The following is a 13,927-nucleotide window of genomic DNA, read 5'->3' as shown; positions in this document are numbered from 1 at the left end:
ATTTATCGGATAAAGTTGGTCTTCTGCGCCGGTTCTCTCTCCGGGAAGCTCACACCGGCAGCTTTGCCTGCTTCAATACATTTTAACAGCCACGCCATATTATTTCCCAGGGTACGCATGGTCTGCATACCTTCCAGATCCTGTTTTACCTCTTCAGGGGTATTGCCGTGTACCTGGTTCCAGTACTGGCTGGATACCACCGGCATACAGTTAATGGTAAAGTATTTGTTCAACTGATCGAAAGCTGCGGAGGCTCCGCCACGTCTGCAGCTGACAATGCAGGCGCCGGGCTTACCCTGGAAAAGTGCGCTCTTACCGTAAAAAGCCCGGTCTAAGAAAGAAGTGATCATACCGGATGCCGATGCATAATGCACGGGAGATCCGAACACGAATCCATCTGCGGTCTTCGCTTTTTCCACGAATTCATTGACGCCGTCCTCACGGAAGCATTTCCCGGTCTTTAAGCAGGCACCGCAGCCGATGCATCCGGCGATGGGCTCTACGCCTACCTGAATGATCTCTGTCTCGATACCGTTCTTCTCCAATGCACCCGCTACTTCTTCCAGTGCGGTATAGGTGCATCCCTTCGCATGTCCGCTTCCGTTCACCAGTAATACTTTCATATCATATCCCTCTTTTTCATCATTTATAATATGTTCTGTTCTTGCATGATCTGTTTTAGCATGCTACTATATCCGTAAATTAAGCTGTTTTAAGAAAGGAGCCCTCATGCCGTCTAAAATCTCTCACTATTTACTGTCTATACTGTGTATCGGATGCCTTATTTTTCTGATCAGCCACTACGGAGTACAGCTTTATCAGGTCTCCGGGAGATCCATGGAGCCTACCTGCCATTCCGGATCTTTTTTATTGGTACAAAAATTTGGCATTCCCGAACAGATTTCCCGTTTTGATATTATCACCATCCGTTCAGAAGCTCTTGACAACCGAATGATTCTAAAACGTGTGATCGGATTTGTTCCAAGTGCCTTACAATATGCTTCCAAAAACAATAGTACTAATTATATACATAATCCTGCTATTTTTCAACCTTATGTTCAAAACAGGCAGAAAAAACAGGCAGTATTTACAGTTCTATGAACTGCAAACTCCGCCTGTCTGATATTTTATTCCTCTGTGGACTTCCCATAGTATGCGAAATCGTTCTTGCCATTCTTTTTCACCTTATACATGGCGTCATCCGCACATACGATCAACTGTTCCAGATTATCGGTATCCTTGGGATAGCTTGCAATACCGATACTGCCTCCGATCCGCCGTTTCGTTCCGCAGAGTGTCACATCTTTGGCAAATACCTGACGGCACTGGTACGCCGTCTTCTCCACCAGCATGCTCTGACTACTGCGAAGGATCAGGATGAATTCATCTCCCGCAAAGCGGTAAGAGGTAAGTATCTGGGACTGCATGTCCTTCAACCGGTTGGCTACCTGCTGCAGTGCCTCATCTCCCGCTGTATGTCCGTAAGTATCGTTGATCTTCTTAAAGTTATCGATATCCAGCATCATGACCGTGCAGGGGATCCGGGCTCCGATCAGCTGCTCCAGATCCTTCATGAATTTGCTGCGGTTCGGCAGTCCGGTCAGGAAGTCATGCTGGGCTGCCGATTCCATGATCGCACGTGCCTGCTCCAGCTCCTGTAACAGCTTTCGTCTGCGGTAATTATCGAAGCACACCCAGCAGATAATAACATCGAGTGCAGCGATAAGTATTAGCGCCGGGATCAAAGCCTCACGATTCCTGGTAAAAAAGCCCTCCCGATGATTTACAAATTCGGTGTCTTTCGGAAACTGTGATGCCTCCAGTCCGAACTTCCGCATGACGTCTTCATCCACGCAATAAATGTTGGGGCTGTCCTTTACCACATTGATCTCTGCACTGTCGGTACCATTCGCGATATCCATGGCCATCTGTGCTGCGATCTCTCCGGACTTATACATGGATACCACATTACCACCCAGCAATCCGGCACCGATCCCATCCTCCACCATGCGGTACACCGGCACCTTCGAATAAGTCACGACCATACGGATCGCCTGCGTATTGGTATACTGCTTGCCACTGCCATCATTTGACATTACAATGTAGATCAATATGGTATTCTCATCCACCTTGCTGACTGCCTGCTGCAGCTTAGCGGTTGTCAGTTCGGAAGAATTGATCTCAGAGAATTCCAGTTCCGGATATTTTGCTTCGGCACTGTAAAAATTCTTACGCTCCGCCTCACCGGTCACAGAATCATCCAATATAGCCACTACTTTGTCCGCTGACGGGTTTACCTTTAATGCCATATCGATATTTTTTTCTACTGACAGCTTCTCCAGTATCCCGGTTACCAGAGGGTTCTTCGCTGCTTCCAGGGCATATTCCTCATCATTGACACCTTCAAAGACAATGGGAATACCATCAAACAGATCCTCTCTGAATGCCATTGCAAAACGGAGTGCGGCATCATCTCCCACGATCACGACATCATAGGGATCTGAATGATCCAGATGATATTTCAACATTGTATAAAACATTTCTGTAGACTCTTTCGTCCGGAAACGCTTCGTATCCATGAATTCATAATCCACGGTGGTATTCTCGTCGACCCCCGCCTTGATTCCTTCGATCTGCGTCTGGACTGTGTCCCAACCATAAGAATACGAGCTGATAAACAATACCCGCTTTCCCTGATTCAGATTCTGTGCTTCTGCCGTTACTGACACCGTCCCAATGCCTATGAGAACAGCCAGCGCAAACAGCCATGCTTTCCACTTTCTCATATTCCTTCCCCCTAATTCCAACAGGTATGCTACCGGGGTCAAAAGTCTGAACCCAATACCACGATATGAGGAATCACATTACTGGTACTATTGTACCACATTGTCTGTTGAAAGCAAAGAGCTTAATTTAATCTTGCGATAATACCTTCTTCTTTTTTCTCTTTCATTTTTCCGATAACGGTAGGGATTGCTCCGAGCGCCACAAACAGATACTGTAGAACCAGATTGCCTATGTAGCTTCCCATATCAATAATTTCTGCAGAAAGTGCCGCAGGGATCAGTCGATAACACTCGAACAGACTATAACCTGCTTCCGCACCGCCGCCCTGATTGAACAAAATAATCGCCCAGTCCACACGGTCTGCAAAATACGTCATAAGGATCATGATCACAGCGCTGATGACTACTGCCTTTTTGGTCAGTTTTCCGCCCAGCATCTCATATCCCTTCAGAACGCACACCGCCATGATCACACCGGATAATGCTGCTACATATCCCAACTGGCTTAAGATCAGAACACTGAGCATTCCCAACAGGGATCCTAACAGGGCACCTACAATACCGCCTACGATGTTTTCTTTCTTCTGCGCCTTCTGCTGTGTCTTCATTGCGATGTCACTGCGCAGCTTCATCTCGCAGTCCGGACATAAATGATAGTATTCACCGCCCATTCTGAACGCTCCGGTCTCTACATTCTGACCGCACAGATCACAGCAGGGACTGTAACTGTTTGTACGCAGGAATGTCGTTGTAGCTGCAAGTGCTTCGTTCAATGTATCCTTACATTTTTCCGCATTGGACTGTGCCTTCAGTGATACTCTGATATCCAGATTCTTCTGACCAAAACTCGCGATCTTCTTGCTGCTTTTCTGAAACCCTTTCACAGCCTGCTTGTCAAATGTCGACCCGTCAGCGCTTTTTGCCGCCGTATGCAGTACCATCATATACGGATATCTTGCATCGGGTGCATAGACGATAAAGTCAAACCCATCCCGTTCCCCATGAAACAAGTCATTGGTTTCATCATAACGCAATCCGGTTCCCATGGCAATCTGCTGATAATTTTCAATCTTCTTTTTCTGATTCATTTTTCTCCCATCCTTTGTAATAAAAAATTAGTAATCGCTCTAAAGCGTTACGGAAATCATACTTTTCCATTTTACACTTTACCGTGTTAACATGCAACCCTATTAGGGATTTTTAGCCGATTAACTTATTTGCTATGAAAAAACTGTAGGTACATCTGTGTAACCTACAGTTTTTGAACTTCCTTATAAATAGAACAAGGTAATCGAAATCACGCAAATACGGATTTGCATTCCATCAGCATTTGATCTCAAGGTAACCTAACAGCTTGCTCATATCGTACTCTTCCAGCACACCCAGATTGGAATCATAGAATTTTCCATCATAGTGTACCAGATAGTGGCAGAAACGTCCCATTTTTTCCATCATGATACAGCACTTCGGCAGCACTGCGGGTCTTCCCTCGGTATATACTATGATATCAGAATGATCGATACCATAGTAGTTCAGTGCGGAAATCACACGTCCCATGGTAGCCTGCCACTCTCTGCAGTCCATAACGCTGATGACTTCTGCAATGGTAACACCGGCTAACATTGCGACACAAGCCTGACCGCACAGACCGTCTTCTGGCTGGATGATCACGTTCATGCTGTCGATCTTGCGGATTGGATTCTCAAAGCTGTAAGGGCTGTTCTGATCCATGCGGATCAGGGAACCGTTGACATGTAACAGGATCTTATGGGTTACACCCAGTTCTACCTTTACAGCCTCCTCATCAGTGATCACTACTTCATAATTGCCCTTCTCCTTGGGATGAAGTTCGCACTCGATGATATTGTTATCCAGAACGATATCTCCCTTGATGACTTCTCTATGCTTACATACTTCCCATACGTTGAAAGGGATCTGAATGGTATATCCGGCATCCTTTTTTTCTACTTTAGATTCAAAAAAATATCTCATGATTCATTCCTCCGTTGCTTTTGCTGTTCCCGAGTATTCTCTTAAGAAAGATATTTACGAAAGCGGTTACATTTTCTATTTTCCTTGATTCTAGCAAAAATTTCCGCCCTTGCAAAGAGCTTGTGGAAAAGTACTAAAAAAAAAACATCCTGTCAAAATTTTATCATAATAACCGCATATAAAATAAGCCATGCTCCGCAAAAAAATGTCTTGCAGGCACATGGCTCATCCTTGTTTTTATAAATTCATATCTCTGATATTGTCTGCTGTCTATAGACCCATGATTGCAGATGCCACCCGGAAATATACCAGCAAAGACAGTGCATCCACGATGGTAGTGATAAAAGGACTGGCCATGACCGCCGGGTCGAAGCCCAGACGCTTTGCCAGAACCGGCAGTAAACAGCCGATAATCATGGCGATCACTACGGCAGCTATCAATGTCAGGCATACAGAAACCGCCACCAGCACTCCTACTCTGTCCAGCAGCAGTAATTTTACAAAATTGGCTGCGGAAAGAGTGATACCGCAGATCAGTGCCACGCGGATCTCCTTGAATACAACCTTCGGCACATCCCGGTATTCGATCTCATTCAGGGACAGTCCACGGATGACCGTAACGCTCGCCTGACTTCCGGCATTACCGCCGGTATCCATTAACATGGGAATATACGCCACCAGTACCGCACATACGCTTAATGCGTCTTCAAAAGAAGAAATGATGGCTCCGGTAAAGGTAGCTGACACCATCAAAAGTAGCAGCCAGGGGATACGCTTTTTGAAAGTCTCAAATACTCCGGTCTTCATATAGGGCTTATCGCTGGGCACGATAGCCGCCATTTTTTCCATATCCTCCGTGGTCTCTTCTTCGATGATATCCACGATATCGTCCACGGTGATAATACCTACCAGCCGGTTCTCATTGTCCACTACCGGCATGGCTGTAAAGTCGTATTTTTTGAACTGTCTGGCAACTTCCTCCTGGTCCATCAGCGTATTGATGGAGATGACATTTTCATGCATGATGTCACCGATGATCTCGTCGCCGTCCATAAGCAGCAGATAGCGCAGAGCAACTGTTCCCACCAGTCTTCTCTGGGCATCTAAGACATAACAGATATTGATAGTCTCACTGTCAAGGCCCACCTTACGGATCCGCTCGATGGCCTGATTCACCGTCAGATTCTCCTTCAGGTCTACATATTCGACCGTCATGATACTTCCGGCGGAATCTTCCGGATAACGCAGCAGATGATTGATATCTCTGCGCACATCGGGGCTTGCGTTGGTCAGAAGCTTTTTGACAATATTGGCAGGCATCTCCTCCAGCAGATCGGCCGCATCGTCCGCCATCAGGTTGTTGATGATGTTCGTTGCTTCCTTATCTGACAGGGACGTGATGATCTTCTGCTGATTGTCCATATCTAAATAGGAAAAAACGTCTGCCGCCAGGTCCTTGGGAAGGATGCGGAAGACCTTTAACATCTCTTCCTCTTCCAGTTCTTCCAAAAGTCCCGCAATATCGGCATCGTTGAGTTCAGCCAGATACTGGCGCAGCTTGGTGTACTGCTTGGTGTTAAGAAGCTCTAATACCTCTTCCAGTTCTTTGATCTGTTCCATGATGATCCTCCTTATGATGTTTTCTATGGGTGTAACTTACACGGCAACTTCGCCCCGGAAGTGGGTTGTCAGAGCTCTTCTGTGTACACTTCATAAAAACCACCACCTTTCCTCATGGAATCCTTAAACCGATATTTTTATTTTATTTCATTGACTATTCTTTGTCAACGAAATAAGTCTCTTTCAATTTCTCAATTTTTACCTTTCCACAGGTAGTTTCTGTCAGGTTTTTCCTGACTTTTTCCTCTTTCTCCACCGGGATAAGTAAAATAAATTTTACGTTTTCGGCATAGATACTGTCTGTGGGAACGATGCCCTGCTGTCCGAAATAATATTGCAGCTTTCCTACGTCATTATAATCTGCTGCAACTTCCAGTTCACAGCCTTTTCGCATGATACCCGTCTCGCAGTGGGCAAGGCCTTCCTTCACCGCCTGGGTATATGCCCGCACCAGTCCACCGGTACCCAGCAGGGTGCCGCCGAAGTACCTCGTCACTACCACCGCGATATTGCGGATCCCGGAGCCGGTCAACACCTCTAACATCGGTCTGCCCGCAGTGCCGGAGGGTTCTCCGTCATCACTGCATCTGGTCAGCTCTCCTCTGCTTCCTATTATAAATGCAGAACAGTTATGTCTGGCATCCCAGTACTTTTTCTTCATTTCTTCTATAAAAGCTACGGCCTCTTCCTCGGTTTCGCACTTGCGGATCGTTGCGATGAAACGGGATTTTTTCTCCACGATCTCTCCTTCGCCGCCGGATAATAATACTCTGTAGCTGTCTGTTACTACCGTATCGCCCATGTTAACCTCGCTTACTTTTTGTTTTCCTTCAGATTCTTTTCCAGTGTAGCATAACTTTTCCAAAATGTGAAACCCTTATAACAGTTCCGCCATCATTTTCATAAAAGTGCCTGCTACGCAGTCAGCGCCGCTGTGCGGCTCATCTTTTTATTCACCTGATGGCGCTTCGCTCATAGAACGATAAAAGCAGTGCATTGTGTGCAAGCACCCAAGCCCTGTTTTTACCGTTCTATGGTGGAACTGTTATTAAGGAATTCTAAAGACTGGAAAGAAAGCCTTTATTTACATAGCATTATTTGGTATAATATTTTCGTCTGTATCTCAGACAGAAAGGACTTATTGTATGAATTATGGTAAAAAAGGTGTCCGAGCGAAGCAGAAGGCACTCAACTCTAAATCACAAAAATGGGGAAGGAAGCTCGCACTGACCTGTGTCAGGATCATGCTTGTTGCTGTCGTAGGCATCGGCATCTGCGGTGTAGCCGCCGGTATCGGTGTTTTCCGCGGCATCCTCTCTTCCACTCCCACGATCCGGCTGTCCGATGTCGTGGCGGTAGGAGAAGCTACCATCGTCTATGACAGTGAAGGCAATGAGATCGACCAATATGTCAGCACCAACTCCAACCGTCTCTCCGTAGGCATGGATGAGATTCCCGACTACATGGGCAAAGCCTTCGTGGCAATCGAGGACGAGCGTTTCTATCAGCACAACGGTATCGACTTCAAGAGCATTCTCCGTGCCGGTTACCAGTTTTTAAAGACCGGCGGTGAAGAGGCCCAGGGTGCCAGCACCATTACCCAGCAGCTTCTAAAAAATACCGTCTTTACGGACTGGACCTCCGAGGGTAATAACAAGATCAAAAAAATCAAGCGTAAGATCCAGGAGCAGTATCTGGCACTGGAAATCACCAAGTATTATTCAAAGGATGAGATTCTGCTGCGTTACATGAACGCCATCAACTTAGGACAAAATACTCTGGGTGTGGAATCCGCTTCCCTACGTTACTTCGGTAAGCACTGCAGCGATCTGACCGTCTCTGAATGCGCGGTCATCGCCAGCATCACGCAGAACCCTTCCAAGTACAACCCGATCCGGCATCCGGAGGAAAATGCAAAACGTCGCGAAAAATGTCTGAAAAAGATGTTGGAGCTTGAGTTTATCACACAGGCACAGTATGATGAGGCCATCGCCGATACCGATGCGGTATACGAGCGTATCGGTCTGTACGACATAGATTATCAGGAAGCCAACGCCACCACCGGCTCCTATTTCTCCGATGCAGTATACGAGCAGGTAAAACAGGATCTGATCCTTGCAGGTTATAACGAAGCCATGGCAGAGACCCTGCTGACCTCCGGCGGCTTACGTGTGGAATCCACCCTGGATCCCAAGATCCAGGCAATTCTGAACGAAGAATACGCAGATCCTTCCAACTATCCGGAGAACGTGAAATGGTATCTGAACTATGCTCTTACCATTATTTCCTCCGATGGTACGAAGAATAATTTCAGTAAGGAAAATATGATGACCTGGTTTAAGGAAAATCAGAATAAAAAGTTCAATCTGATCTTCTCTTCCCAGGATGATGCCTATGCCGCTGTGGACACCTATCGTTCCGCAATGCTGGCGCAGCTGGGTGTCGCTGATGACGCGGATAATTACGAGGAAACGATTTCCATGACGCCCCAGCCCCAGTCCGCAATGGTCATCGAGGAACAGAGTACCGGCCATATCGTCGCTATGATCGGCGGCCGTGGTGCCAAGGAAGGCCGCAGAACCTTAAACCGTGCCACCAATGCCAAACGTCTTCCGGGATCCACCTTCAAGGTAGTGGCCTCCTACGCTCCTGCTCTGGACAGTGCAGGCAAGACGCTGGCTACCGTATACAACGATGCACCGTTTAACTACGCAGACGGAACTCCCGTACGTAACTGGTACAAATCCGGATACCGTGGTATTCAGAATATCCGCAGTGCGATCCGTGACTCCCTGAATATCATTGCCGTCAAGAATATCACTGTGATCACACCGAGACTTGGTTATGATTATCTGTTGAATTTTGGTTTCACTACTTTAACAGATGGCGTCCAGGTCGGCAATGAGATCAAGTCCGATGTGAACCAGTCCCTGGCTCTGGGCGGTCTGACCTATGGTGTCACCCCTTATGAGCTGACCGCTGCTTATGCGGCTATCGCAAACAGCGGTACTTATGTAACACCTAAGCTGTACACCCGAGTCACAGATTCCGATGGCAACGTGATCCTGGACAACACCAATCCGCCTACCCGTCAGGTAATCAAGGAAACTACCGCTTTCCTGCTGACCAGTGCCATGCAGGATGTTGTTACTTCCGGTACCGGCGGAAAGGTTAATTTCGGAGGAATGGCCATTGCCGGTAAGACAGGTACCACAACAGGACCTACCGACGCATGGTTTGCAGGATATACCCCTTATTACACTGCTGCTACCTGGACCGGTTACGATAACAACGTAGACCTGAACAATGCGGAAGACGGTGTCTCCAAGACTTTATGGCGCAAGGTGATGAAACGGGTTCATGAGGATCTGCCCAACACCCAGTTCCCGGTTCCTTCCGGAATCATACAGGTGCAGGTATGTTCCCAGTCCGGCAAGCTTCCGATCCCCGGTCTGTGTGATGGATCTGTTTATACCGAATACTTTGCAGAAGGTACCGAACCTACCGAGAGCTGTGATGTGCATTATCAGGGTGAGATCTGTGCTTACGACGGATTACCCGCAAGTCCTGACTGCCCGTTCAAGTACACCGGTGTTGCCACGATGCCTCTGGTAGAGGATCCCGCATTACAACAGGGTTCTACCGTCATTATCAACAATCCGGACGGCACACAGACGGTCAGCACACCGAACACCAGAAGTCAATGTGAACATGATGCAACCTTCTTTGCGAACCCGGATTATGAATCCGTGATCAATCAGCAACAGGCTGAGATCAACGCGCGGAATGCCGCTGCGCAGCAGCCTGCAGAATAACTTAACATTAAACACCATACAGTCCCTGTATTACTGCATTCAGCGGTTTTACAGGGACTTTTATATGTATATAAAAAAGTGCTGCATACAACTTTTCGGTCATATGCAGCACTCTTATTATTTTGCTTATATGGAATATGGCTTACTTACTTTACTATACAATACCCTGTGCGGTCATAGCATCTGCAACCTTCAGGAAGCCTGCGATGTTAGCGCCTGCTACGTAGTTGCCTTCCATGCCGTACTTCTTGGCTGCATCATCCAGATTGTGGAAGATGTTCACCATGATGTTCTTCAGCTTGGCATCTACTTCTTCGAAGGTCCAGGAAAGTCTCTCACTGTTCTGGCTCATCTCCAGAGCGGAGGTAGCAACACCACCTGCATTAGATGCCTTGCCGGGGCAGAACAGAACACCGTTCTTCTGGAAGTACTCAGTAGCTTCCATGGTGGTAGGCATGTTAGCACCCTCTGCTACTGCGAATACACCGTTAGCTACCAGCTGCTTTGCATCCTCCAGATCCAGCTCGTTCTGGGTTGCACAAGGAAGCGCTACATCACACTTAACAGTCCATACACCATGCTCACCGTTCTTCTTCTCATGATATTCTGCACTGGGTCTTGCTGCTGCATACTCAGTCAGTCTTGCACGCTTAACTTCCTTAACTTCACGTAACAGAGCTACATCGATTCCTTCGGGATCATAGATCCAACCGGTAGAATCAGAACAGGTAACTACCTTTGCGCCTAACTGCTCTGCTTTCTGGATAGCGTAGATTGCTACATTACCGGCACCGGATACAGTAACAGTCTTGCCTGCAATATCCTTGCCATTGCACTTCAACATCTCCTCTGTCAGATACAGCAGACCGTAACCGGTTGCTTCGGTTCTTGCCAGGGATCCGCCGTAGCTTAAGCCCTTACCGGTCAGAACGCCTTCATACAGGCCGGTCAGTCTCTTGTACTGTCCGTACATATAACCGATCTCTCTTGCGCCGGTACCGATATCACCAGCGGGAACATCGGTGTCTGCTCCGATATATTTGTAAAGTTCTGTGATGAAGCTCTGGCAGAAAGCCATGATCTCTCTGTCGGATTTGCCCTTGGGATCGAAATCGGATCCACCCTTACCACCACCGATCGGCAGACCGGTCAGGGAGTTCTTAAAGATCTGCTCAAAACCAAGGAACTTGATGATACCTAAGTTTACAGAAGGATGTAAACGTAAACCACCCTTGTAAGGTCCGATTGCGGAATTGAACTGTACACGGAAGCCGTTGTTAACCTGAACCTGACCCTTGTCATCCACCCAGGGTACACGGAACAGGATCTGTCTCTCGGGAGTTACCAGTCTCTCCAACAGAGCGTCCTTACGATATTTTTCCTCATTTGCCTCGATCACCACACGAAGAGATTCCAGAACCTCTTTGACTGCCTGGTGGAACTCGGGCTGTGCAGGATTCTTTGCTACTACCATATCAAATACTTCATCAACATATGACATCTGAATGTCCTCCTTCAATTGGTATACAGATTCATGACAACCTGGTTGCCATATGTTTTATTATAAAACGACTTTTTTAATTGCACAATAAACTTTATTCCACTAAATCGTAAAAGTTTTTGGCACTTTTCTGTAAAAATTGCACAAAAATTATACAAGTATACAATCTGTGCGTTGTAGCGCACAGATTACTAAAATAACTTCCTATGAGATTTTATAAATATTCTTTTAATGTTTTGATATTGCTGTTCTCCATGGCAATCAGTTCCTTCGCCAGTGCCCTGCTGGACGTATCCGCCAACTCTTCGTTATGCGCCAGCACTTTCTCCATCTCCAGCACACCGTTATTGCTTCCCTTGATGATCATTTCCGCTATGTGTCCCGTGCTGGTATTCAGAAGTGTGTTGTATCCGATGCCTATCTTAAGCATCATATTCTCCATGGCATTCGAGCGATAAATCTGTGCCTTGCCTTCTGCCAGTTTCTGCACCGCCCTGTCATGCAGTCTGGAATACTGCAGCTCCTGGTCTGCCACTGTCGCAGCCAGACGTTCATCGTAGATTTTATCCGTGACGGCATCCAGTGCTTTTATTGCCATTTCTGTATTCCGCTTAATTTCCCGATAGATATTAATGTCCTGTTTTTTCATAAGAAAAGCTCCTCACCGTTTTTGGTAAGAAGCTTTCCCTGAAATGTCATATTTTATTCGTGCAATACGAATTGTTCCGCAGTGCAAGCTCAAAAACGCTTCGCGTTTCTTCGCTGTCGGGCATTCTTATTGCACATACTCACTCTTCACGTATCCGATCTGTCCGTTGTACTTGATCTTGCTCCAGTCGCCTTCGGTACCGATAAGATCCGCGCTGTCACCGCCGGAGAGCACGCCCAGGCGATCTGCCGTCTCGCTGGCTGACGCACGTACATTAATATTGGTGGTTGCCGTAACGGTTCCGATCGTCTCGGCACCTGCCGCGTTCTCTACTGTCTGCAGGAATTCGCTCTTGATATAGCCTTCTTTACCTTCATAATCTACTTTTGTCCAGCCGTTGGGGCGCTGTTCCAGAAGCTGAAGCTTAGTACCGCCGGATACTTTGCCCAGCTTATCAGCCTGTTCGCTGTCAGAGCTTCTGACATTTACTGTGGTGGTCGTGGTCACATACTGCGGTCCCTGCTCCTCTGCCGGCTGGTCGCCGCCCTCTGTGGGTGTCTCCTGACCGCCGTCCGTGGTTCCTTCTGTATTTTCACCTTCTGTGTTCTGTGAATCACCTGCTACCTGATTTGCCAGCTTCTCGCCCACAGCAATACTTACCTGCGAATCCAGCTCACTGATATACTGAAGGACTTCCGGGTGATCTACCATCAGCTCGTTGTACTCTACCGTGATCTTGTTGTTGAACTCCACAACATCATCCTGCGTGCTGACCGTTTTGATATAATCGTTTACTTCTTCACTGTTCTCACCGCGCTTGATATACAGCTCTCCCTGATCATTCGTGCAGATATAAAGTGCCTGGTATCCGGGAACTTCTTCGTCATGTCCCACGAATTTGATCTTATAATACACATAGGCTATAACAGATCCATCCTCCGGTCCTGTCTTGGTATAGATCTCCAGTGTAGGGTAATAATCAATATACTGAGCCAGTTCCACATAACGGTACATGTCCTTGTCAGAGATCTCATCGCATACTGCGCGGAGTGTGCTCTCGTCTCCCGTTGCCATTGCATTATAATAAGTAGCGATCAGGGAATAGATATCGCCTTCCTCATTCGCTACCAGCGGAACCTCCTGTGTAGCGGTCTCGGTCTCCGTCTGGCTTGCCGCCAAAGCGCTCTCAGCTTCCGCCTGCTGTTGTGCTTCCTTATGACGGCTGTTCATGCTTAATGATACGGACACCGTAACAGCCACTGCCACTACCACTACTGCCGGAAGCACGATCTTATTATGTTTTATGATATAATTACCGATGGAATGTATTTTCTCTTTCCACATATAATTTCCTTTCCGAATCTTAATCTCAATGGATCATTCTCTCAATTCCAAAAATATCTCCTGAATCGCAAAAAGCCGCAAGCGGCTTCTCTCATCTCTCCCTATAATCAAGGTGATGTAAATGCATCCGACAGGAATCGAACCTGCATTAAAGGCGTCGGAGGCCTCCGTTCTATCCATTAGACTACGGATGCAAATATTACAAATTTGTTACATCACC

Annotated in this window: 11 protein-coding genes and 1 tRNA gene; 2 read left to right on the top strand and 10 right to left on the bottom strand. The window is 47.1% G+C overall.

The features are described 5' to 3' along the window. Positions 1-2: 2 nt before the first annotated feature. Entirely contained in the window at positions 3-623 is a 621-nt protein-coding gene (locus tag ACTRDR_RS05445) for a flavodoxin family protein (protein WP_440526430.1), read from the bottom strand. A 106-nt stretch (positions 624-729) separates the two neighbouring features. Between ACTRDR_RS05445 and lepB the strand changes: the two genes are divergently transcribed. After that, positions 730-1,101: a signal peptidase I gene (gene lepB, locus ACTRDR_RS05440; protein WP_440526429.1), complete on the top strand. Its 372-nt coding sequence runs from the start codon at positions 730-732 to the stop codon at positions 1,099-1,101. Positions 1,102-1,127: 26 nt separating this feature from the next. Here the strand turns inward: lepB and ACTRDR_RS05435 are convergent, their stop codons facing one another. The 5 genes from ACTRDR_RS05435 to ACTRDR_RS05415 form a co-directional block, all read right to left on the bottom strand. Beyond that, on the bottom strand, positions 1,128-2,786 hold the full coding sequence (locus ACTRDR_RS05435; RefSeq protein ID WP_440526428.1) for an ABC transporter substrate binding protein: 1,659 nt from the start codon (positions 2,784-2,786) through the stop codon (positions 1,128-1,130). Positions 2,787-2,908: 122 nt separating this feature from the next. Next, on the bottom strand, positions 2,909-3,874 hold the full coding sequence (locus ACTRDR_RS05430; RefSeq protein WP_176863400.1) for a hypothetical protein: 966 nt from the start codon (positions 3,872-3,874) through the stop codon (positions 2,909-2,911). 235 nt (positions 3,875-4,109) lie between these two features. Next, positions 4,110-4,778 carry a hypothetical protein gene (locus ACTRDR_RS05425; protein ID WP_440526427.1) on the bottom strand — a complete coding sequence of 223 codons (669 nt, stop codon included), beginning with the start codon at positions 4,776-4,778 and terminating at the stop codon, positions 4,110-4,112. A gap of 270 nt (positions 4,779-5,048) precedes the next feature. Continuing rightward, a complete protein-coding gene (mgtE, locus tag ACTRDR_RS05420; protein WP_176863404.1) occupies positions 5,049-6,398 on the bottom strand; it encodes a magnesium transporter in 1,350 nt (449 codons plus the stop codon). 154 nt (positions 6,399-6,552) lie between these two features. Further along, positions 6,553-7,200: a YigZ family protein gene (locus ACTRDR_RS05415; RefSeq protein WP_440526426.1), complete on the bottom strand. Its 648-nt coding sequence runs from the start codon at positions 7,198-7,200 to the stop codon at positions 6,553-6,555. Positions 7,201-7,543: 343 nt separating this feature from the next. On the opposite strand from ACTRDR_RS05415, the gene ACTRDR_RS05410 reads away from it, so the two are divergent. Next, entirely contained in the window at positions 7,544-10,213 is a 2,670-nt protein-coding gene (locus ACTRDR_RS05410) for a transglycosylase domain-containing protein (RefSeq protein ID WP_440526425.1), read from the top strand. 154 nt (positions 10,214-10,367) lie between these two features. Here the strand turns inward: ACTRDR_RS05410 and gdhA are convergent, their stop codons facing one another. From gdhA to ACTRDR_RS05390, 4 genes are all read right to left on the bottom strand, one after another. Beyond that, positions 10,368-11,714 carry an NADP-specific glutamate dehydrogenase gene (gdhA, locus tag ACTRDR_RS05405; protein WP_440526424.1) on the bottom strand — a complete coding sequence of 449 codons (1,347 nt, stop codon included), beginning with the start codon at positions 11,712-11,714 and terminating at the stop codon, positions 10,368-10,370. A 214-nt stretch (positions 11,715-11,928) separates the two neighbouring features. Beyond that, a complete protein-coding gene (locus tag ACTRDR_RS05400; protein ID WP_176863411.1) occupies positions 11,929-12,363 on the bottom strand; it encodes a hypothetical protein in 435 nt (144 codons plus the stop codon). Between the two features lie 126 nt (positions 12,364-12,489). Further along, positions 12,490-13,707, bottom strand: coding sequence for an SH3 domain-containing protein (locus ACTRDR_RS05395; RefSeq protein WP_176863413.1), 1,218 nt, complete (start codon positions 13,705-13,707; stop codon positions 12,490-12,492). A 122-nt stretch (positions 13,708-13,829) separates the two neighbouring features. After that, positions 13,830-13,901 (bottom strand) — tRNA-Arg (locus tag ACTRDR_RS05390). Between the last annotated feature and the right edge of the window lie 26 nt (positions 13,902-13,927).

The organism is Simiaoa sp., assembly GCF_051972595.1.
GTDB lineage: Bacteria > Bacillota > Clostridia > Lachnospirales > Lachnospiraceae > Acetatifactor > Acetatifactor hominis.
Note: the sequence above shows the minus strand (reverse complement) of the source record. Positions and strands in the feature narration are given on the sequence as shown.